18 protein-coding genes are annotated in these 21,353 nt (G+C 68.3%); 11 read left to right on the top strand and 7 right to left on the bottom strand.

Annotated features, from left to right (window positions below):
- Window positions 1–160: 160 nt before the first annotated feature.
- The 5 genes from ACFQ7F_RS19040 to ACFQ7F_RS19060 all read right to left on the bottom strand — a co-directional run bounded on the left by ACFQ7F_RS19040 (window position 161) and on the right by ACFQ7F_RS19060 (window position 5,308).
- Window positions 161–832 carry a response regulator gene (locus ACFQ7F_RS19040; RefSeq protein WP_383271772.1) on the bottom strand — a complete coding sequence of 224 codons (672 nt, stop codon included), beginning with the start codon at window positions 830–832 and terminating at the stop codon, window positions 161–163.
- Entirely contained in the window at window positions 829–2,193 is a 1,365-nt protein-coding gene (locus tag ACFQ7F_RS19045; RefSeq protein ID WP_383271774.1) for a sensor histidine kinase, read from the bottom strand. Before ACFQ7F_RS19045 ends, ACFQ7F_RS19040 begins: the two co-directional genes overlap by 4 nt.
- Before the next feature lie 70 nt (window positions 2,194–2,263).
- Window positions 2,264–3,136: a DUF4429 domain-containing protein gene (locus tag ACFQ7F_RS19050; protein ID WP_383271776.1), complete on the bottom strand. Its 873-nt coding sequence runs from the start codon at window positions 3,134–3,136 to the stop codon at window positions 2,264–2,266.
- Window positions 3,137–3,211: 75 nt separating this feature from the next.
- The gene (locus ACFQ7F_RS19055; RefSeq protein WP_383271778.1) at window positions 3,212–4,423 is read right to left on the bottom strand and encodes an alpha/beta hydrolase; all 1,212 of its coding nucleotides are present in this window, start codon (window positions 4,421–4,423) and stop codon (window positions 3,212–3,214) included.
- Window positions 4,424–4,666: 243 nt separating this feature from the next.
- On the bottom strand, window positions 4,667–5,308 hold the full coding sequence (locus tag ACFQ7F_RS19060) for a TetR family transcriptional regulator (RefSeq protein WP_383271842.1): 642 nt from the start codon (window positions 5,306–5,308) through the stop codon (window positions 4,667–4,669).
- 179 nt (window positions 5,309–5,487) lie between these two features.
- Here ACFQ7F_RS19060 and ACFQ7F_RS19065 point away from each other — a divergent pair, with 179 nt between their 5' ends.
- Window positions 5,488–7,098 (top strand): MFS transporter, encoded by a 1,611-nt coding sequence (locus tag ACFQ7F_RS19065; protein ID WP_383271780.1) that lies wholly within the window; start codon window positions 5,488–5,490, stop codon window positions 7,096–7,098.
- A gap of 207 nt (window positions 7,099–7,305) precedes the next feature.
- Window positions 7,306–7,734 (top strand): peptidase inhibitor family I36 protein, encoded by a 429-nt coding sequence (locus tag ACFQ7F_RS19070; RefSeq protein WP_383271844.1) that lies wholly within the window; start codon window positions 7,306–7,308, stop codon window positions 7,732–7,734.
- A 114-nt stretch (window positions 7,735–7,848) separates the two neighbouring features.
- Here the strand turns inward: ACFQ7F_RS19070 and aceE are convergent, their stop codons facing one another.
- Entirely contained in the window at window positions 7,849–10,581 is a 2,733-nt protein-coding gene (gene aceE, locus ACFQ7F_RS19075; RefSeq protein WP_383271782.1) for a pyruvate dehydrogenase (acetyl-transferring), homodimeric type, read from the bottom strand.
- 413 nt (window positions 10,582–10,994) lie between these two features.
- Between aceE and ACFQ7F_RS19080 the strand changes: the two genes are divergently transcribed.
- The 6 genes from ACFQ7F_RS19080 (at window position 10,995) to ACFQ7F_RS19105 (ending at window position 15,644) form a co-directional block, all read left to right on the top strand.
- On the top strand, window positions 10,995–11,432 hold the full coding sequence (locus ACFQ7F_RS19080; protein ID WP_383271784.1) for a DUF3052 domain-containing protein: 438 nt from the start codon (window positions 10,995–10,997) through the stop codon (window positions 11,430–11,432).
- 188 nt (window positions 11,433–11,620) lie between these two features.
- Entirely contained in the window at window positions 11,621–12,088 is a 468-nt protein-coding gene (locus tag ACFQ7F_RS19085; protein WP_383271786.1) for a peroxiredoxin, read from the top strand.
- 167 nt (window positions 12,089–12,255) lie between these two features.
- Complete coding sequence (locus tag ACFQ7F_RS19090) at window positions 12,256–12,831, top strand: TerD family protein (protein WP_361827689.1); 576 nt, start codon at window positions 12,256–12,258, stop codon at window positions 12,829–12,831.
- Window positions 12,832–12,964: 133 nt separating this feature from the next.
- Entirely contained in the window at window positions 12,965–13,540 is a 576-nt protein-coding gene (locus ACFQ7F_RS19095) for a TerD family protein (RefSeq protein ID WP_190081128.1), read from the top strand.
- Between the two features lie 64 nt (window positions 13,541–13,604).
- Window positions 13,605–14,753, top strand: a complete 1,149-nt coding sequence (locus ACFQ7F_RS19100) for a DUF475 domain-containing protein (protein ID WP_383271788.1) — start codon at window positions 13,605–13,607, stop codon at window positions 14,751–14,753.
- Window positions 14,754–14,900: 147 nt separating this feature from the next.
- Window positions 14,901–15,644 (top strand): Tellurium resistance, encoded by a 744-nt coding sequence (locus ACFQ7F_RS19105; RefSeq protein ID WP_383271790.1) that lies wholly within the window; start codon window positions 14,901–14,903, stop codon window positions 15,642–15,644.
- Between the two features lie 101 nt (window positions 15,645–15,745).
- Here ACFQ7F_RS19105 and ACFQ7F_RS19110 read toward each other — a convergent pair whose 3' ends face one another.
- A complete protein-coding gene (locus tag ACFQ7F_RS19110; RefSeq protein WP_383271792.1) occupies window positions 15,746–16,630 on the bottom strand; it encodes a TerD family protein in 885 nt (294 codons plus the stop codon).
- A 180-nt stretch (window positions 16,631–16,810) separates the two neighbouring features.
- On the opposite strand from ACFQ7F_RS19110, the gene ACFQ7F_RS19115 reads away from it, so the two are divergent.
- The 3 genes from ACFQ7F_RS19115 to ACFQ7F_RS19125 are packed head-to-tail and all read left to right on the top strand — an operon-like array spanning window position 16,811 to window position 21,347.
- The gene (locus ACFQ7F_RS19115) at window positions 16,811–17,977 is read left to right on the top strand and encodes an HpcH/HpaI aldolase/citrate lyase family protein (RefSeq protein ID WP_383271794.1); all 1,167 of its coding nucleotides are present in this window, start codon (window positions 16,811–16,813) and stop codon (window positions 17,975–17,977) included.
- Between the two features lie 32 nt (window positions 17,978–18,009).
- Window positions 18,010–20,514: a phosphoribosyltransferase gene (locus ACFQ7F_RS19120; protein ID WP_383271796.1), complete on the top strand. Its 2,505-nt coding sequence runs from the start codon at window positions 18,010–18,012 to the stop codon at window positions 20,512–20,514.
- Window positions 20,511–21,347: an HAD family hydrolase gene (locus ACFQ7F_RS19125; protein ID WP_383271798.1), complete on the top strand. Its 837-nt coding sequence runs from the start codon at window positions 20,511–20,513 to the stop codon at window positions 21,345–21,347. Before ACFQ7F_RS19120 ends, ACFQ7F_RS19125 begins: the two co-directional genes overlap by 4 nt.
- The last annotated feature ends 6 nt before the right edge of the window (window positions 21,348–21,353 follow it).

Consider the following 21,353-nt stretch of genomic DNA (forward strand, 5'->3'; position numbering starts at 1 on the left):
CGTGGCACGCTCTGGCGTGACGAGAGGAAAGTAGGGAGACGGTGCCCGGCAGCACCTCACACTGGAGAGCCAACTCGCAGGTCATACCGGGGTATGTACAGCTCATACCGCGGTATGAGGGTGGGGGTTCCACTGCTGCCCGGGCGTGATCAGGTCCGATTCACTGCTCTCCGGGTGTGATCAGCCCCGACTCGTAGGCGAAGATCACGGCTTGCGCGCGGTCTCGCAGGTCAAGCTTGGAGAGGACCTTGCCGATATGGGTCTTCACCGTCTGCTCGGCGAGGACAAGGTGTTCGGCGATCTCCTGGTTGGACAGACCGCGCGCGATCAGCGCCAGTACCTCGGTCTCACGCGGTGTCAGGCCGTTCAGCCGCAGCGACTGGTCATTGCGCGGCCGCTGTTTGACGAAGTCCGTGATCAGACGACGGGTCACCGACGGAGCGAGCAGCGCCTCGCCCGCCGCCACCACACGTACCGCCGAGATCAGATCGGCGGGCGGGGCGTCCTTCAGGAGAAAGCCCGAGGCTCCCGCGCGCAGCGCCTCGTACACATAGTCGTCCACGTCGAAGGTGGTGAGCATCAGCACCTTCGGCACGTGCACCACGCCTGGAGGCGGGTCCAACAGGGCGCGGGCGGCGGCGAGTCCGTCCATCTCCGGCATCCGGACGTCCATCAGGACGACATCGGGGTGGGTCTTGCGGCTGACGTCCACACCCTCCTTGCCGTTCGGCGCCTCGCCCACGACGTCGATGTCGCTCTGGGCCGCAAGGAGTGCGGCGAAGCCGGCCCGCACCATGTTCTGGTCATCGACGATGATCACGCGGATGGTCATGCGGTGCCGGATTCCTTCATGAGGAGGGGGAGTTGGGCCGCCACACGGAAGCCGCCGTCGGGCAGCGGCCCGGCGTCGACCGTGCCGCCGACCAACCGTACGCGTTCGCGCATGCCGACGAGTCCGTGACCTGTGCCGCTGTGCTCCAGCGAGTCGGGTGTTTCGGTGGGCGGGCCGTTGACGACGAGGATCAGCAGATGTTCCTCGTCCAGGGTCACGGTGATGGTGGTGCGCGCTCCCGGCGCATGCCGCATCACGTTCGACAGGGCTTCCTGGACGATGCGGTACGCGGACAGGTCGACGGCCGGTGTGACGTCGGCCAGCTGTGTGAGCACCGACAGTTCAGGGCGTGACAGATCGATGGGTATGCCGGCGCGCACCGTCGCCTCCACCAGATGCGGCAGCCTGCTGAGTCCGGGCTGCGGGGCACGTTCGCCCGGTGTGTCCTCGCTGCGCAGCACCGCGAGCAGCCGTCGCATCTCGGTGAGGGATTCACGGGCGCTGGCCGCGATGCTCCCGAACTCCTCGCGCACAGCGTCCGGAAGGCCGTCGATGCGGTAGGGCGCGGAGTCGGCCTGCACCGTGATCACCGACATGTGGTGGGCGACGACATCGTGCAACTCTCGCGCGATGCGGGCCCGTTCCTCGAGGAGGGTGCGCTGGGCGCGCTCGGCCTCGCTGATGGTCTCCTGCTCGACGAGTCTGCGCTGCGCGTCGCCACGCTCGCGCAGCAGCGCGCCGAGCAGCAGCGCGACACCGCTCAGGACGATCAGCAGCACGCTGGTGTCCTGGCTGCCGTCGTCGCGGAACGCACCGAGGACGAGGCTCACGACGACGGTGACCAGCCAGATGCCCAGAAGAGTGCGTCGGCTCTCGCGCAGGGACAGCAGCAGGCACACGGCCACGTACCCCACGATGATCATGGCTGTCCAAGGCGCGGGACGGTCGTCGCCCATGGACAGCGTCACGATCGCCCCGAGGACGTCCGCGACGATCATGATGCACCAGGCGGCCAACGGGCGGCTGACCGCAAGGAGCAGCGGTGCGGCCTGCGCGACGCCCAAGGCGCCCGCCAGGCCGCCGCTCACCCCGTAGTCGTTCGTCAGTACCTGGGTGGTGACCGGGATGAGTGCCGCGACGAAGGCCAGCGCGGTGATCAAGGGCAGCAGCCGCACCCAGCGGCTGGGAGCCCGGGCGAGGAGTGGCTCGGTCCGCCCGGCGGGCTTCGAGAGAAAGGCTCCTGCCCTGCCGAGCCCTTCACGGACGCCCGCGGCCGCACGCCGAGACGAGGTCCCTCGCCCGTCCGGCTCGGTGGCCGGTGCGCGGGGGCCCTGGTCAGGTGGTGTCGATGCGCTGCTCATGGCCTGATCAGAGTAGGCACGAAGCCGCTGCTCTCCCACCCCGGCGGGTCACAGGTCCCATCCCACCGGGTCACATCTCCGCCAGGAGCTCAGCCTTCTTCGTGGTGAATTCCTCGTCCGTGAGCAGACCGGCTTGGTGCAGCTCGCCGAGGTGCCGGATGCGTTCCGCGATGTCCGCGGGGTCGCGACGAGTCACCGGGGCGGCGCTGGGGACCGTGCCGGGCGTCAGGGCCGGTCCCGACGCCCGCACCGCGGCGAGCACCGACGCCGCGAAGGGCAGCGACTCGTGCACCGGGCCGTACCCGAGACCGAAGACGACGGCCGCGGGGTCCTGGTCCGCCTGCGCGGGCTGGGCGAGCGGCGTCTCACGGCGCAGCAGCCGCAGATGGCCCTCGAAGACCTCGGGAGAGCGCCACTCGACGCCGCTCAGGTCCGTGACCAGGAAACTCTGGTCGCCGGCTTTCCACTTCGCGGACGAGGCCCCCGTCCAGAACCACCGGAAGGCCACCGACTTGCCGTCGAAGGACGCCTTCCCGTCGTACGCCTTGAACTGCAGCGGAGTCTCCGGCGGGGCCACCAGGTAACGGTCCGGAGGCCCGCAGTCGTCCTGGGTGATCTGAGCACGCAGCTCGTCCGCGTAGTACTCGGCGAGCGTCTCCCGCTCGGCGGGCAGCACAAGTCGATACGGGTCGCAGCCGTCCTTGAGCTGGCCCCCGGCAGCCTCCATCAGCGGATCCGCGCCCGGTCTGGGCACGGCGTGCAGGACGACCGTCCCGCGCTTGCCAGGAGTAAGCGTCACCGCTGCGATCGCCTCGTGGGGGATGCGGCGTTCACCGAGTGCCTGAAGGAGCTTCGGCGTGCGGATCCCCCGTTCGAAGCGGATGAGCACGGAGTCGGACTCGAACTCCCAGGCGGCGTGAAATCCGGCCAGTACATCACCCATGCGGCTCATCGTAGGCGGCACGCGCGCCTCCGTCCCTCCTGCGGCGTGCCGCTGTTTCGTCGATTTCTACGCGCGTCAGGCCGCTGTCGTGCCGGAAAATTCCTTCCGGCACGCGTCATCCCCGCTCGCACACCGCACTGCACGGTACGAACCGGTGCCGATGTCGGCGAAGTTCCTGAGGCTCTCCGTGCCCGGCTCGAAATAGCCGGTGTGGCCGATCGCGCCCCGTGCGGACAGCACGCGCGCGCCGAAGTCCCGAGAGGTGGGATCGGCCCCGTGGCCGAGCCCGCCGACCTCCATGTTTGGCACATCCTGGATCCAGTCGTCGCCGTCCCTGGTGGCCCAGACCCGGGCACCGGTGCCCAGCTGAGCCGCCGTGTCCGCCCGCATGCCGGGGCTGCCCGCGACCGCGATGTCGGAGACGCGGGAGGGCAGCTTTCGCGCGGCCACCCCACACACCACCGAGCCGTAGCTGTGGCAGTACAGCGCGACGGGCGAATGCCCCGGCAGCCCGCGCACCAAAGAGTTGAGCCGGATCGCCCCGTCGTCCGCGCGCATGGACGTGGCGGCGTCCACACCGAGGCCGATGGGCGCGGTGTAGTCGGCCCAGGCGATCACGGCGGTACGCGCGCGTGGGCTCGCCGAGCGCTCCGCGCGGTACAGAGACTGGGCCATGCCGACAGGCGCCGAGTACTTACGGTTCGTCCGCTCGAAGGTCAGCAGGTTCGTGTCCACCCCGGGCACCACGACCGACACCCGGGAAGCCCGGTCGAGGTCTCCGAAGACCTCGGCTATACGCCCCGACCCCATGGGATCGAAGGACAGGACCTGCCGACCCGGGTGCATCATCACGTCGAAGCGCTTCATCCTGCGCTCCGCCTCCTGCTGCCCGAGAGGGGAGAGCCGGTTGTCGTGCATACGCCGTCGCTCGGTCTTGCGCGCTTCGTCCAGGGCGTTGTGGTTCGCGCGATATCGCAGCTCTACGGGGGCACCGTTCATGTTGCCGACCGCAAGGGGGTAGCGGGTGGCGAGAAGGGCGCGCTGTCGCACGTCGAGCGAGGCGAAGAAGTGGGCGAGCCTGCCGGCCGGGGCACCGGGGTCGGGCAGGGCCCGTCCGTTGATGTGCCCGCTTTCCCAGGCGGAGAGCGAGGCCGCGAGCGGCGATGCGGCGTCCTTGTGGTGGCGTACCGCAGTCCAGCCAGTGGTCGCGAGCATGACGAACACGACGGCGAGGGCGAGCAGTGCGCGCCAGGCGCTGAGTTGAGGGGAGGAGTCGAAGGAAGTCACTACGGACCACCCTAGGAGAGTCGTGATGCCTACCGTGCACCGGGTGAGGCAGATCACGTTTCGCATGGGGTAATTGAGGCATAGCGGGCGCACTTTGGGCGCTTTCGTCACGCTCCGTAGACTCCAAGTGCGCGCAGCGCACCCGGCGCACTCTTACTGGTGGCGCGTCAACCAGTCACTCAATGTATTGATTTGTTCGATGCGCCGACCCGCGCCGTGACCTGACGCGGAGTGTGTGCGTCGCTACTCTTTGCGCCAGTTTTCCGCCAACGCGGGCCCCAGTTGGTCGAGGTAGGTCTCGGTGATCGTGCGGATCGACTCCACGCTGGAGTCCTCGCCCGCGCCCCACAGCCGTCCGGTCACGCGCATGACTCCGTTGAAGGCGGCCACCACCACGCGCGGTCGCGGATCCGTCTCCAGGTCGAGCCCCTCACGCTCGGCGATCACGCGCGCGATCTCTTCCTCCATCTCTATGGAGCGGCGCAGATGAGCGGCGAGCAAGGAAGGGGTGGACTCGATCATCTGGTAGGTCCGCATGTGGAGTTCGACCGGGACGACCTCCTCGATGGACCGGCCCATCGCGTCCCAGGTGCCGATCACGGCCCCGCGCAGAGCCACGAACGGCGCTTCGTCGGCGGGGCGTTCGCGCAGCGCCTCCACGAAGCGCTGCTCCACCATCTCCTGTACGGCGAAGGCGGTCTCCTGCTTGTTGGTGAAGTACCGGAAGAACGTGCGCTGAGAGACGTCGACGGCTTCGGCGATCTCGTCGACCGTCGTCTCCTCGTACCCCTTCGTCGTGAAGAGCTCGAGCGCCGCGCGCAGGAGCTCTTCGCGGGTGCGCCGCTTCTTCCGCTCGCGCAGTCCGGGCCGGGAGGGCTCGTCCAAGACGCCTCCGAAGTCCTCGGCCTGCGGTTTCGCGGGGTCCGCCGCTCGCTGCCCGGTCTTCACGTCATGGCCCTCTTTCCGCCGCTTTGACCAGCTCACCATACCTGTGAGCTATGTGACAGCTACCGACTTGTGAAATGGTTTGTCAACTGTCAGCGACTGACACTAGCCTCGAACGCATGACTAGTCAGATCACCGTCGACAAGGCGGAAAAGGCGCCGGAGCCTTCGTCCGCTCCGACCCCGGCCAAGGGGCTCCGCGGCCACCCTTGGCTGACGCTCTTCTCCGTCGCGATCGGCGTGATGATGGTCGCCCTGGACGGCACCATCGTGGCGATCGCCAACCCGGCCATCGCGAAAGACCTCGGCACCACGATGGCCGGGGTCCAGTGGATCACCAACGGCTACCTTCTCGCGCTCGCCGTCGCACTGATCACCGCGGGCAAGCTCGGTGACCGGTTCGGCCACCGACAGACCTTCCTGATAGGCGTGGCGGGCTTCGCCGTGGCCTCCGGCGCGATCGGGTTCTCCAGCAGCGTCGGCCTGGTCGTCGGCTTCCGCGTGCTCCAGGGCCTTTTCGGAGCCCTGCTGATGCCGGCCGCGCTCGGCCTGCTGCGCGCCACCTTCCCCGCCGAGAAGCTGAACATGGCGATCGGTATCTGGGGCATGGTCATCGGTGCCTCGACCGCGGGCGGCCCCATCGTCGGCGGCCTGCTTGTCGAGCACGTCAGCTGGCAGTCGGTGTTCTTCATCAACGTGCCCGTCGGCGTCATCGCTCTCGTCCTCGGCCTGGTGATCCTCAAGGACCACCGGGCGGAGAACGCGCCGAAGTCCTTCGACATCCCCGGCATCGTCCTCCTGTCGGGCGGCATGTTCGCGCTGATCCTCGCCCTCATCAAGGGCTCGGAGTGGGGCTGGGGCGGGTCCAAGACACTGCTCCTGCTCGCGGGCGCGGTGATTCTCTTCGCGCTCTTCGCCTTCTGGGAGACGAAGGTCAAGGAACCGCTCATCCCGCTGGGCATGTTCAAGTCCGTCCCGCTGTCCGCCGGTGTGGTCCTGATGGTCCTCATGGCCTTCGCCTTCATGGGCGGGCTGTTCTTCGTCACGTTCTATCTGCAGAACGTGCACGGCATGAGTCCGGTCGACAGCGGCCTGCACCTCCTGCCGCTGACGGCCATGATGATCGTCTCGTCGCCGATCGCCGGTGCGCTCATCACCAAGTTCGGCCCGCGCGTCCCGCTGGTCGGAGGCATGGTCGCCACCGCCATCGCGATGTTCGGCATGTCCACGATGACCACGGACACCGCGACGCTGCCGATGTCGCTCTGGCTCGGCATGCTCGGCCTTGGCCTCGCGCCCGTGATGGTGGGCGCCACCGAGGTCATCGTCGGCAACGCCCCGTTGGAGCTGTCCGGCGTGGCAGGCGGTCTCCAGCAGGCGGGCATGCAGGTCGGCGGCGCTCTCGGCACGGCGGTGCTCGGCGCGCTGATGGCGGCCCGGGTCGACAGCGACCTTCCCGCGAACTGGACGGATGCCAAGCTTCCGCCCCTGACGCCGGACCAGCAGGACCAGGCGTCCTCCGTCATCGAGATGGGCGGAGCCCCGGTTCCGCCGAAGGCGCCGGAGCCGGTCGCCGAGGCGATCACCTCAGTCGCGCACGACACGTTCGTGTCGGGCATGGGGCTGGCCTTCACCGTCGCCGGTGGTGTCGCGGTCCTCGCGGCGCTGGTCGCCATGTTGACCAAGCGAGGTGCCAACGCCGAGGCGGGGGCCGGAGTCGGACACATCTAGCCCGACATATTTGGCCGGAGGCATCTGGCCGGACGCATCTGTCGGGCAAGCATCTGCCCGGCGATCACGCATCAGGGAAAGCCCCTCAGGGTCCAACTGGGGGGCTTTCGCCTATCTGGGTGACGCACATCCGTACCCCTTCCGACGGAGTTGGCGAGTGGGTCACAGTTCTGGCAAGTGATCGACACGACACGGGAGTTGAAGCAGATGCGCACGACCATGCCCACGACCTTCGCCGCGGCCGCACTCGCCACAGTGATCCTGACGCCCGTACAGGCCGGAGCAGCGACACCGTCCACGCAGGCCGATTTCGCGACACCGGCGCGGCATGCGGGGGCCGCCGAGCCACCCAGGCTCGCCAGTTGCGGGCCGGGGGAGCTCTGTCTATGGGGAAAGGCGGAGTTCAAAGGGGCGCGACGGACGTACGAGCTGTCCGAGATCGACATCGAGAGTTGTGTAGCGCTGCCGGAGGGGGGCAGCGCTCAAGCTCTCGCCAACCGCACGGGCCGACCGGTCACCACGTATCAGTCCGCGGAATGCGCCGAGACCGCGGAGTTCGACACCTATCCAGGAGGTGGCACCTGGCTCCCCGAATCGCCCTACCGCGTACGGGCGTTCAAGGTCTGGGAGAACTGACTCCAGGTTCTGGGCGAACTGACTCCCTGCGTGCGTCGCGGGAAACGCCGGAGGGCGGCGGGAACCAACGCCCCACCGCCCTCCGGACGACCTACGTGGCCACGGTCTGACGGCCTAGGCGTCGCCGCCCGCAGCGCCCGGGTCGGCCGCCATGACGTCGAGCAGCTGATAGCGGTCGATGGCCTGCTTCAGCACGGAGCGGTCGACCTTGCCCTCGCGGGCCAGCTCGGTCAGCACGCCGACCACGATCGACTGCGCGTCGATGTGGAAGAAGCGGCGGGCCGCACCGCGGGTGTCAGCGAAGCCGAAGCCATCGGCGCCCAGGGACTGGTACGTGCCGGGGACCCAGCGGGAGATCTGGTCCGGGACGCTCCGCATCCAGTCGGAGACGGCCACGAACGGGCCGTCGGCGCCGGACAGCTTCTGCGTCACGTACGGGGTGCGCTGCTCCTCCTCGGGGTGCAGGAGGTTGTGGCGCTCCACGTCGACCGCCTCGCGGCGCAGTTCGTTCCAGGAGGTCGCCGACCAGACGTCCGCCTTGACGTTCCACTCCGAAGCGAGGATCTGCTGGGCCTCGACCGCCCACGGGACCGCGACACCGGAGGCGAGGATCTGCGCCGGGATGGCGCCCTGCTCGCCCGCCTTGAAGCGGTGGATGCCCTTGAGGATGCCCTCGACGTCCACATCGTCGGGCTCGGCCGGGTGCTGGATGGGCTCGTTGTAGACGGTGAGGTAGTAGAAGACGTCCTCGCTGTCGGGGCCGTACATCCGGCGCAGGCCGTCCTTGACGATGTGCGCGATCTCGTAGCCGAAAGCCGGGTCGTAGGCGACACAGCCCGGGTTGGTCGAGGCGAGCAGCTGCGAGTGGCCGTCCGCGTGCTGGAGGCCCTCGCCGGTCAGCGTCGTGCGGCCCGCGGTGGCGCCGAGCACGAAGCCGCGGGCCAGCTGGTCGGCCATCTGCCAGAACTGGTCGCCGGTGCGCTGGAAACCGAACATCGAGTAGAAGACGTACACGGGGATCAGCGGTTCGCCGTGGGTGGCGTAGGCCGAGCCCGCGGCGATCAGCGAGGCCGTACAGCCGGCTTCCGAGATGCCGTCGTGCAGCATCTGGCCGGTCGGGGACTCCTTGTAGGCGAGGAGCAGTTCACGGTCAACGGATTCGTACTGCTGGCCGAGCGGGTTGTAGATCTTCGCGCTCGGGAAGAAGGCATCCATGCCGAAGGTGCGGTACTCGTCGGGGGCGATCAGCACGAAGCGCTTGCCGATCTCCTTGTCCCGCATGAGGTCCTTCAGGATGCGGACGAACGCCATGGTGGTGGCGATCGACTGCTGACCTGAACCCTTCTTCGCGGTCGCGTACGTCTTGTCCTCGGGAAGCTGGAGGGGCTTCGAGCGGACCACGCGGGTCGGGACGTAGCCGCCGAGGCCCTGGCGGCGGTCGTGCATGTACTGGATCTCTTCCGAGTCACGGCCCGGGTGGTAGTACGGCGGGGCGCCGCCCTCCAGCTCCTTGTCCGTGATCGGGATGTGCAGGCGGTCGCGGAAGCCCTTGAGGTCGTCGGCCGTCAGCTTCTTCATCTGGTGCGTGGCGTTGCGGCCCTCGAAGTTCGGGCCGAGCGTCCAGCCCTTGACCGTCTGCGCCAGGATCACGGTCGGCTGGCCCTTGTGGGCCTTGGCGGCCGCGTACGCCGCGTAGACCTTCTTGTGGTCGTGGCCGCCGCGGCCCAGGTGCAGGATCTGCTCGTCGGTCATTCCGTCGACCATGGAGCGCAGGCGGTGGTCGTCGCCGAAGAAGTGCTCACGGATGTACGAGCCGGTCTCGGTCGCGTACGTCTGGAACTGGCCGTCGGGTGTGGTGTTGAGCCGGTTGACCAGGACGCCGTCGCGGTCCTGGGCGAGCAGCGGGTCCCAACTGCGGTCCCAGACCAGCTTGATGACGTTCCAGCCGGCGCCACGGAACTGCGACTCGAGCTCCTGGATGATCTTGCCGTTGCCACGCACCGGGCCGTCGAGGCGCTGGAGGTTGCAGTTGACGACGAAGGTCAGGTTGTCCAGGCCCTCGCGGGCGGCGATGGAGAGCTGGCCGAGCGACTCGGGCTCGTCCATCTCGCCGTCGCCGAGGTAGGCCCAGACATGGGACTTGGAGGTGTCGGCGATGCCGCGCGCCTCCATGTAGCGGTTCATCCGCGCCTGGAAGATCGCGCCGAGCGGGCCGAGGCCCATCGAGACGGTCGGGAACTCCCAGAAGTCCGGCATCAGGCGCGGGTGCGGGTAGGACGAGAGCCCGTTCGGGGCCTTCGACTTCTCCTGGCGGAACGCGTCGAGCTGCTGCTCGGAGAGCCGGTCGAGCAGGAAGGCGCGGGCGTAGATACCGGGGGACGCGTGCCCCTGGAAGAAGATCTGGTCGCCGCCGTCGCCCTCGTCCTTGCCGCGGAAGAAGTGGTTGAAGCCCACGTCGTAGAGCGAGGCGGACGAGGCGAAGGTGGCGATGTGGCCGCCGACCCCGATGCCGGGGCGCTGGGCGCGCGACACCATCACGGCGGCGTTCCAGCGGGTCGCGTTCAGGACCTTGCGCTCGATCTCCTCGTTGCCGGGGAAGAACGGCTCGTCCTTGGTGGCGATCGTGTTGATGTAGTCCGTGCTGCGCATCTCGGGCACTGCCACGCGCTTTTCGCGCGCGCGTTCGATAAGTCGGAGCATCAGATAGCGGGCGCGCTCACGGCCGCGTTCGTCCACCGCGGCATCAAGGGAGTCGAGCCACTCCTGGGTCTCTTCGGGATCGAAGTCCGGGACCTGACTCGGCAGGCCGCCAATGATGATCGGGTTGCGATCGGATCCGGAAGCCACGCTGTTCCTTCGCTGTTGGGGCTTTCGCCTGGGTTCTGCCTGGCTGTGAGACGTTCCCCATCGTGTACCGCGTAGTCGGAATCGTCATCTCTACTGAGAGGTAACCGAGGCGTCCGCCCGGCGGCCCTGGGGTAGGCTCGACCAAATCGCAACGATACGCCCATCCCGCCTAGCCGGTTCGTAAGGCCGTTCGGACCCCAGTTCCGATCGGCGTCGTACGAGCGAAGTGCGAGCGGAGAAGCATCTGGCAGGTGGGCCTTGAGTTGCGGCGACACGGCCGGGAACGTCACCGTTTCAGCGGTCTTGACGGCCGGGTACTTGCGCGATCCGGTCCGCCCGTGTGGACTACCGCCAATGTCCCGCGCACGCGCGTGGATGAAGGCATTCCCGAAAACATGATCAGGAGGCAAGCCGTGAGCGCGACCGCGGACCACGCGGAGGAGCGGACCAACCCTGCCGCGAGGCTGGGTTTCCAGCCCGAGCAGGTGGTCCAGGAGATCGGCTACGACGACGATGTCGATCAGGAGCTCCGCGAGGCCATTGAAGGGGTGATCGGCAGCGAGCTCGTCGATGAGGACTACGACGACACTGCTGACGCCGTGGTGCTGTGGTTCCGCGAGGACGACGGCGACCTGACGGATGCGCTGGTAGACGCCACCCAGCTGATCGAAGAGGGCGGCGACCTCTGGCTGATGACGCCCAAGACCGGCCGCGACGGGTACGTCGAGCCGAGCGACATCAACGAGGCAGCCCAGACCGCAGGCCTTGCGCAGACCAGGACCATCAACGCGGGCAAGGACTGGACGGGCAGCCGTCTGGTCACGCCGAAGGCGGCAGCCAAGAAGCGGTGAAGCTGCCGCTCAGGCAGCAGGAAGTCGACTGAGCCAATCGCCGTGAGCCCCCACCGACACATGCCGGTGGGGGCTCACGCATGCGCGTGGGCCGAGTGAAGTGCCCGCCATGGGGGGTGATCGGACGAAACGCCCGTTGCGTAGGGTGGTCATCACCCGAACAGCCCCATCGAAGGGATGCTTAGCTCATGGCGCTCGCTGGAATCGCGACCGACACCAAGGCCCCGGACTTCGAGCTGAAGGACAACCACGGCCGGACCGTGAAGCTGTCGGATTTTCGCGGCGAGAAGAACGTGGTCCTGCTCTTCTACCCGTTCGCTTTCACCGGTGTGTGCACGGGCGAGCTGTGCGCCCTGCGCGATGAACTGCCGAAGTTCGTCAACGACGACACCCAGCTGCTCGCGGTCTCGAACGACTCCATCCACACCCTGCGCGTCTTCGCCGAACAGGAGGGTCTTGAGTACCCCCTGCTCTCCGATTTCTGGCCGCACGGTGAGGCGTCGCGCGCCTATGGGGTCTTCGATGAGGAGAAGGGCTGCGCCGTGCGCGGCACGTTCATCATCGACAAGGAGGGCGTGGTGCGCTGGACTGTCGTCAACGGCCTGCCGGACGCCCGTGACCTCAACGAGTACGTCAAGGCGCTTGACACCCTGTGATTCCTCAGGGGTGACACCCTGTGATTCTTCAGGTGCAGAGCCTGTGGCGGCCGGGAACCGGTCACTAGGATCCACTCGTTGATCTGATGGCAAGCACGACTGGTAGAGCACGACCGGCAAAGCATGACTGGGGCTCCCCGCCCCTGGACATCAATTTGGGAGGATTTGTGGGAGTCAGCCTCAGCAAGGGCGGCAACGTATCGCTGAGCAAGGAGGCCCCCGGCCTGACCGCGGTTCTGGTCGGCCTGGGCTGGGACGTCCGTACCACCACCGGTACGGACTTCGACCTCGACGCCAGCGCCATCCTGACGAATGCCGAGGGCAAGGTCAGCAGCGACGGCAACTTCGTGTTCTTCAACAACCTGAAGAGCCCGGACGGATCCGTCGAGCACACCGGTGACAACACCACCGGTGAGGGCGAGGGCGACGACGAGGCGATCAAGGTCGACCTGGCGGCCGTTCCGGCCGACGTGGACAAGATCGTCTTCCCGGTCTCGATCTATGACGCCGAGACCCGCCAGCAGTCGTTCGGCCAGGTCCGCAACGCGTTCATCCGCGTCGTGAACCAAGCGGGCGGCGCGGAGATCGCGCGGTACGACCTCTCCGAGGACGCCTCGACGGAGACGGCGATGGTCTTCGGCGAGCTGTACCGCAACGGAGCGGAGTGGAAGTTCCGCGCAGTCGGCCAGGGGTACGCCTCGGGCCTGCGCGGCATCGCGCAGGACTTCGGCGTCAACGTCTGAGCCGAGTAGCACCCTCCGCCTTGTCGTCCGGCGCCGCACACCACGAGTGCGGCGCCGGACGTGCTCAAAACTCTTGCTCCCGACAGGGGAGTCCGGGGAACTCTTGCTCTCGAACCACGGGGAGGACCACATCATGGGCGTCACGCTCGCCAAGGGAGGCAATGTCTCCCTCTCCAAGGCCGCACCGAACCTCACACAGGTCCTGATCGGCCTCGGCTGGGACGCGCGCTCCACGACCGGAGCCCCCTTCGACCTCGACGCCAGTGCGCTGATGTGCAACTCGGGCCGGGTCATCGGCGACGAGTGGTTCGTCTTCTACAACAACCTCAAGAGCCCGGACGGCTCTGTCGAACACACTGGCGACAACCTCACGGGTGAGGGTGACGGGGACGACGAGTCGCTCCTGATCGACCTCTCCAAGGTTCCCGCCAACTGCGACAAGATCGTCTTCCCTGTCTCGATCCATGAGGCGGACAATCGTGGCCAGACCTTCGGACAGGTCAGTAACGCCTTCATCCGTGTGGTCAACCAAGCCGATCACCAGGAGCTCGCACGCTACGACCTCTCCGAGGACGCCTCCACGGAGACTGCGATGATCTTTGGCGAGGTCTACCGTTATGGCGGAGAGTGGAAGTTCCGTGCCGTTGGGCAGGGGTACGCGTCAGGACTGCGAGGCATCGCTCTAGACTTCGGGGTCAATGTTTCGTAAAGCCGGGGACCGGCGCGGGGGAGACCGCTAAACGGGAGCCCGTACACACACGATTGGGTAGCCAGTGCTTCTGAAAACCTTCGGCTGGTCGTTCGCGGTTACCGCGATCGGCCTGGTCGCGGCGGTGCTCTACGGGGGGTGGACAGGTTTCGGGATCGTGGCGATCCTCTCCATCCTCGAGATCTCGCTGTCTTTCGACAACGCGGTGGTCAACGCCGGGATCCTGAAGAAGATGAGTGCCTTCTGGCAGAAAATCTTCCTCACCATCGGTGTGCTGATCGCCGTCTTCGGCATGCGGCTCGTCTTCCCCGTCGCGATCGTGGCCATGAGCGCCAAGATCGGTCCGATCGAGGCCGTGCGGCTGGCTCTCAACGACAAGGACAAGTACCAGCAGCTGGTGACCGACGCTCACCCGTCGATCGCCGCGTTCGGTGGCATGTTCCTGTTGATGATCTTCCTCGACTTTATTTTCGAGGACCGTGACATCAAGTGGCTCGGCTGGCTGGAGCGCCCGCTGGCCAAGCTCGGCAAGGTCGACATGCTGTCGGTCTGCATCGCGCTCGTCGTGCTCCTGGTCTCCTCGATGACCTTCGCCACCCACGCCCACCAGCACGGTGGCGCGCATGTGGACAAGGCACAGACGGTGCTCATCTCCGGCATCGCGGGACTCATCACGTATCTCGTGGTGGGCGGTCTCTCCGGATTCTTCGAGAACAAGCTCGAGGAAGAGGAGGAGCGCGAGCACGAGCAGGAGGAAGAGGCCAAGAAGAGCGGCAAGAAGGTTCCTGCCGTCGTCATGGCCGGCAAGGCCGCGTTCTTCATGTTCCTCTACCTCGAGGTCCTGGACGCGTCGTTCTCCTTCGACGGCGTGATCGGCGCCTTCGCGATCACGAACGACATCGTCCTGATGGCGCTCGGCCTGGGCATCGGCGCGATGTACGTCCGTTCGCTCACCGTCTACCTGGTCCGCCAGGGCACCCTCGACGACTACGTCTACCTGGAGCACGGCGCGCACTACGCGATCGGCGCCCTCGCCGTGATCCTGCTCGTCACGATCCAGTACGAGATCCACGAGGTCATCACCGGCTCCGTCGGTGTCCTCCTGATCGCCTGGTCCTTCTTCTCCTCCGTGCGCCGCAACCGTGCGCTGGCAGCCGCGGAGGGAAAGGGCTCAGGTTCGGACGAGAAGGCTGAGGTCTCGTCCGGCGTGTGAGTTCGGGTCTGACTCGTTCCCGGCGTGTGACCCGGGGATGAGTGAGGAACGCTTCTGAACGGGGCGGCCATCGAGGACGAGTCCTCCTGGCCGCCCCGTGGCATTCGTGACGAGCCCATGGGGCTCCGGCAATTTTTGGGGGCGGCGATGTCCTTCTGGGACGGTTTATTCCGTGGGCGCTCTATGGACTTCGAGTCGGGCAGCGCCGCGACGAACTCCATCGAACTCACCAAGCGGCACCCGACGGTCTCGCTCAACAAGCAGGGCGCGGCCACCGGCAACCTCCGGGTCAACCTGCACTGGCAGATGCGAACGTCCGACATCATCGGCAAGCGTGAGGGCGGTGGCCTGCTGCGACACCCTTTCAGGATGTTCCAGCCGGACGTGGTCCAGGCGCACACCCAGGGCGTGGTCAACGTGGACCTCGACCTCGGCTGCCTGTACGAGACGATGGACGGCGCCAAGGGTGTCGTACAGCCGCTCGGCAGCTTCTTCGGGGACCTGAACGCCCCGCCGTTCGTGAAGCTCAGCGGCGACGACCGGTTCGGTTCGCCGTCCGGCGAGACGATCTATGTGAACCTCGACCACCGCGAGTCGATCAAGCGGCTGCTGTTCTTCGCCTACATCTACGACCAGACACCGGCCTTCGACCGCACGCACGCCAAGGTGACGCTCTATCCCAGCAACGGGCCACGGGTCGAGATCGACCTGGACGAGCGCCATCCGCAGGCCCGCTCCTGCGCGATATTCACACTCGAGAACGTCAAGGACGAGCTGATCGTGCGCCGCGAGGTGAAGTTCGTGTACGGCTTCCAGGCCGAGCTCGACCGGCTGTACGGCTGGGGACTGCAGTGGGGCCGCGGCTACAAGTCGCAGGTGGGAGGGGCTTAGCAGCCCCTCGTGAGGGCGTCGGTTCAGGTTCGGTGTTCGTCTGGTTCTCAGTGGAAGCCCGGGGGCGGGGAGACCCGGCCCCGGGCCCGGCTTCCGCTAGCTCAGCGCGCCAGGAACTGCGGGCCCTGGGGCGGCAGCCGGAAGTTCGGGTCCGGCATGGGCGCCACAGGCTGCGGATAGCCGTACGAGGGCTGCGGAACCGGCGCCGCATGGGCGGGCGCGTGCTGTGGATAGCCGTAGGAAGGCTGCGGGGCAGGCTGGTGGCGCGGGGGCTCGGGAGGGTAGCCGTACGCGGGCTGCGGGGCCGGAGCGGGGAAGGGCTGCGGTGCCGGAGCCTGAGCCTGAGTGGTGGCCGCTGCGGGCAGCGGCTGAGCCTGCTGCGGATACGGCTGCGGAAGCGAGGCCTCGGGCGTCGGGTCCGTCACCGCCTCCGATTCGTCCACGGAGATGCCGAAGTCGCCGGCGAGACCCTCCAGGCCGTTCAGATATCCCTCGCCCAGAGCGCGGAACTTCCACACGTCACCGCGGCGGTAGAGCTCGCCGCAGATGAGGGCGGTCTCGGCGCCCGTCTGCGGGGTGATGTCGAAATACGCGAGCGGTTCGGTCTCGCCCGCTGTGGCGTCGTACAGCAGGATGCGCAGCCCGCGTACGTGCTCGAAGGCGATGTTCTCGGCGGAGGCGACGAGCAGGACTCGGCCCACCGCGGGATCCAGGCCTGCCAGATCCGTCTGGACCGTGTCGGTCAGGCCCTCGGAGAGGCCCTGGGCGACCCGCTTCTTGCCGAGCCGCCAGACTTTGCCCGACGGATGGCGCGGCTGGTTGTAGAAGACGAAGTCCTCGTCGGAGCGCACGCGGCCGTCGGCGCCGAGCAGCAGAGCCGACGCGTCGACGTCCGGAACGCCCTGCCCGGGGGTCCAGCGCAGCACGGCGCGGACGGCCGTGGCTTCGAGCGGGACGTTCGACCCCTTCAACATCGCGTGCGTCATGCGGTCATCCTGCCTTCCCGGTCCTGTACGGGACAACGCGGGGGTGACGGTGTGTGGCCTGTGTGTCTGACATGGCCGGGTTACCTGAATTTCATGCCCATGGGGAACCCTTGACACCCGTCCCTACGTACTATTACCGGCCACATCACGTCGGTCGCGCCGACGAGTACAGGGGAAATCATGCGTCATTTCGGGCATATAGCCCCAGAGGTGCGACAGCGTCTCTTCCATCGGGAGCCGTGCTCCTTCACCGCGGACTCCTCCCCGAGTCTGCTGGCTGTAGCCCTCGGGGCCACGCTCTACAGCCCTGCCACGCGCCCCCGCCTCGCCGACGACATCGCGAAGCAGGCCGGTCGTGGCGTGATCTCGATGGTGCTCTGCCTTGAGGACTCGATCGACGACACCGAGGTCATCGGCGCCGAGGAGAACCTGGTCAGGCAGTTCGCCGACCTGGCGGAGCGGAACGGCGCGGAGCCGCCGCTGCTGTTCATCCGGGTCAGGGAGCCCGAGCAGATAGCCGACCTGGCGAACCGGCTTGGACCCAGCATCCGGCTGCTGTCCGGATTCGTGCTGCCCAAGTTCACCGAGGAGCGTGGCGTCGCCTTCCTGGAGTCGCTCGCCGTGGCGGAGGCCACCAGCGGCCGAAGGCTCTTCGCGATGCCCGTCCTCGAATCGCCCGAGCTGCTGCACCTGGAAAGCCGCGCCGAGACCCTCGCCGGGATCGCCCGCACCGTCGACAAGTACCGCGAGCGGGTGCTCGCCCTGCGGCTCGGCGTCACCGACTTCTGCTCGGCGTACGGACTGCGCAGGCCGCCGCACATGACCGCGTACGACGTCCACATCGTGGCCTCGGTCATCGCCGACGTGGTCAATCACCTCGGCAGGGCCGACGGCACGGGCTTCACCGTCACCGGGCCGGTGTGGGAGTACTTCCGCGTCCAGGAGAGGATGTTCAAGCCGCAGCTGCGCCGGAGCCCCTTCCTGGAGGGCCGGGCCGAGGAACTGCGGCAGGCGCTCATCGAGCACGACATCGACGGGCTGCTGCGCGAGATCGAGCTCGACCGGGCCAACGGCCTGCTCGGCAAGACCTGCATCCACCCCTCGCACGTGCTGCCCGTGCACGCGCTGTCGGTCGTCAGCCACGAGGAGTTCAGCGACGCCGAGGACATCCTGCGCCCGGAGCGGGGCGGCGGCGGGGTCATGCGCTCGACGTACACGAACAAGATGAACGAAGTGAAGCCGCACCGCGCGTGGGCCGAGCGGACTCTCAGGCGCGCCGAGGTCTTCGGCGTCGCACGCGAGGACATCGGCTTCGTGGAGCTGCTCACCGCCGGGCTCTCCGGCTGACGGCGAAGGAACGTAAGGACTGTGCGAGGACTGTGAACGACGACGTGGTGTGGTCAGGGACGTGGGTCGCCGAGCGGCTCGGTGTGGAGTTGGCCGGGGACGCGGGGCTGAGCGGCCTGCTCGGCCTCGCCCTGCGCCGCAACCCCAAGCGGGCGCACCTCCTGGTGTCGAACGTCCTGGGCAAGCACGTGCCGCAGCGCCCTTCGGTCGTGTACGCGGCCGGGCGCGACCTGGGTGTCCGGGTGCGCGCGCTCCTGGGTGACGCCGAGGCCCGGCGCGCGGTCGTCCTCGGGTACGCGGAGACGGCGACAGGGCTCGGCCACTGCGTCGCGGACGGCCTCGCCCTCGCGCCCTACCTCCACTCCACGCGCCGCCCGGTCGACGGGGTGCGCAGTGCGGGCGGCTTCGAGGAGTCCCACTCGCACGCGACGTCGCATCTGCTGCTCCCCGAGGACCCCCGGCTGCTCACGAGGGACGGTCCGCTGGTCCTCGTCGACGACGAGTTCTCCACCGGGAACACGGTCCTCAACACCATCCGCGCGCTGCATCAGCTCTTCCCGCGCGAGCGGTACGTCATCGTGGCGCTCGTCGACATGCGCTCCCCGCAGGACCAGGGCCGCCTGGCCGACTTCGCCCGGGAGATCGGCGCACGGGTCGACCTGATCACGATGGCGTCCGGCACGGTGAGCCTGCCCGACGGGGTCCTTGAGAAGGGGCGGGCGCTGGTAGAGGAGTACGAGGCCGCTGCGGCGGCCCTCCCCGCCCCGCGCCGGGAGGGCGGCTCGGTCACCCGGGTCGACCTCGGCTGGCCCGCGGGAGTGCCGGACGGCGGGCGCCACGGATTCACGCCCGGGCACCGGGCAGCCCTGGACGCCGCGCTGCCGGAGATGGCGGGGCGCGTCGCCGAGGCCCTTGCGCCGGACGCGGAGGCCCCCGGCACGCTCCCGCGCCGGGTCCTCGTCCTCGGCTTCGAGGAGCTGATGTACGCGCCGCTGGCTCTCGGTGTGGCACTGGAGGAACGGCTGCCCCCGGGGGATGCGGGCGATGCACGCGCCGCGGAGGTGCGGTACTCCACCACCACGCGCTCGCCCGTCCTCGCCGTGAACGACCCCGGCTACGCCATCCGCAGCCGCCTGGTCTTCCCCGCGCACGACGCCCCCGCCGACGGACCCGGCGAGAGGTACGCGTACAACGTCGCGGGCGGTGACTTCGACGCGATCGTCATCGTGGTCGACTCCGTGGGCGACCGCCCCGAACTCCACGCTCCCGACGGCCTGTTGGCGCAGCTCGCCGCGCACACCCCACAGGTGCTGCTCGCCGTCGTGCCCTCGTACGTCCCTGAGTGCGTCCCTGAGTACGTCCCCGAAAGGCCCTCCATGCTGCCCGAGCCCCTTCGCGGCCCCGCCTTCTCCTCGTACGCGCCACAAGACGTCGGCTGGCTGCTCCAGGACCTCTCGGACGTACGGCTCGAGGCGCCCACCGAGGAGCGCGAGGAGGCGATACAGAGCGGTGGCGCGCACTACGCCGAGTCGCTGCCGGTCGAGTACCAGCCGAGCCCGCAGTACCAGGAGCTGTTCCGTGCCGCGCTCGGCACCTCCGCCGCACGCATCGCGCAGGCCGTCGGCACCGTCACCGATACCGTGCTCGCCGAGCGGTCCCCTCGCCCCGTCCTCGTCTCGCTGGCCCGCGCGGGCACACCCGTCGGCGTACTGATGCGGCGCTGGGCAAAGGACCGGCACGGTCTGGACCTGCCGCACTACGCCGTGTCGATCGTGCGCGGCCGCGGCATCGACGCCAACGCGCTGCGGTGGCTCGCCGCCCACCACGACCCGGCCGACGTCGTCTTCGTCGACGGCTGGACGGGCAAGGGGGCGATCACGCGCGAACTCGCCGACGCAGTAAGGGAGTTCGAGGAGGCAGGCGGGACCGCCGGTTTCAACCCGGAGATCGCCGTGCTCGCCGACCCCGGCTCCTGCGTCCGCACCTACGGCACCCGCGAGGACTTCCTCATCCCCTCCGCCTGCCTCAACTCGACGGTCTCCGGCCTGATATCGCGCACCGTCCTCCGTGCGGACCTGGTCGGACCCGACGACTTCCACGGCGCGAAGTTCTACCGCGAGCTCGCCGACGGCGATGTCTCCCTCGACTTCATCGACGCCGTCGCGGCCCACTTCGACGAGGTGACCGACGCCGTCGACGCCCAGGTCAAGGAGCTGCTCTCGGCGGACAGGGCCCCGACCTGGGAGGGCTGGGCCGCCGTCGAGCGGATCAGCGAGGAGTACGGCATCCACGACGTGAACCTGGTCAAGCCGGGCGTCGGCGAGACGACGCGCGTCCTCCTCCGCCGCGTTCCCTGGAAGATCCTGGCGCGTGCGGGAGCGGGGGCCGACCTCGATCACGTACGACTCCTCGCCGAACAGCGAGGCGTACCGGTCGAGGAGGTCGGCGAACTCCCGTACACGTGCGTGGGGTTGATCCACCCGAAGTTCACGCGCGGAGCCACCGGCACGGACGGCAAGGCGGTGGCCTCCAAGTGAGTACCTCTGTGGACGCGCCTCGCACCGTGCTGGTCGCCAGCGACCTCGACCGCACCCTCATCTACTCCGCCGCCGCCCTCGGCCTGACCATGCCCGACGCCGAAGCGCCGCGCCTGCTCTGCGTCGAGGTGTACGAGAGCAAGCCCCTTTCGTACGTCACCGAGACCGCCGCCGGGCTCCTCGACGAGGTGGGCCGCGGCACGGTCTTCGTGCCGACGACCACGCGTACGCGCGAGCAGTACGGCCGCATCCATCTGCCGGGCCCCGCACCGAAGTTCGCGATCTGCGCCAACGGCGGGCACCTGCTGGTCGACGGTGTTTCCGACCCCGAGTGGCGGGCCGGCGTCGGCCGTCGCCTCGCCGCCGAGTGCGCCTCGCTCGACGAGGTCCGCGCGCACATGGTGCGCACCGCCGACCCGGCCTGGCTCCTGAAGGAGCGGGTGGCCGAGGATCTCTTCGCCTATCTGGTCGTCGAGCGGTCCCTGCTGCCGGAGGAGTGGGTCAAGGAGCTCGCCGTGTGGGCGCAGGGCCGTGGTTGGGCCGTCTCGCTGCAGGGCCGCAAGATCTACGCCGTGCCGAAGCCGCTGACCAAGAGCGCGGCGGTGCGCGAGGTGGCCCGCCGTATCGACGCGCAGGAGATTCTCGCCGCCGGTGACTCGCTGCTCGACGCCGATCTGCTGCTCGCCGCCGACCGCTCGTGGCGCCCTGGGCACGGCGAGCTGGCCGACACGGGCTGGACGGCGCCGGGGCTCACGGTGCTGCCTGAGCGGGGCGTCGCGGCGGGGGAGGAGATCCTGCGGGGCTTCCTCCGCCATGGTTCGGCGGGCGTCTGACCGCCG

This window comes from Streptomyces sp. NPDC056486 (assembly GCF_042795295.1).
Lineage (GTDB): Bacteria > Actinomycetota > Actinomycetes > Streptomycetales > Streptomycetaceae > Streptomyces.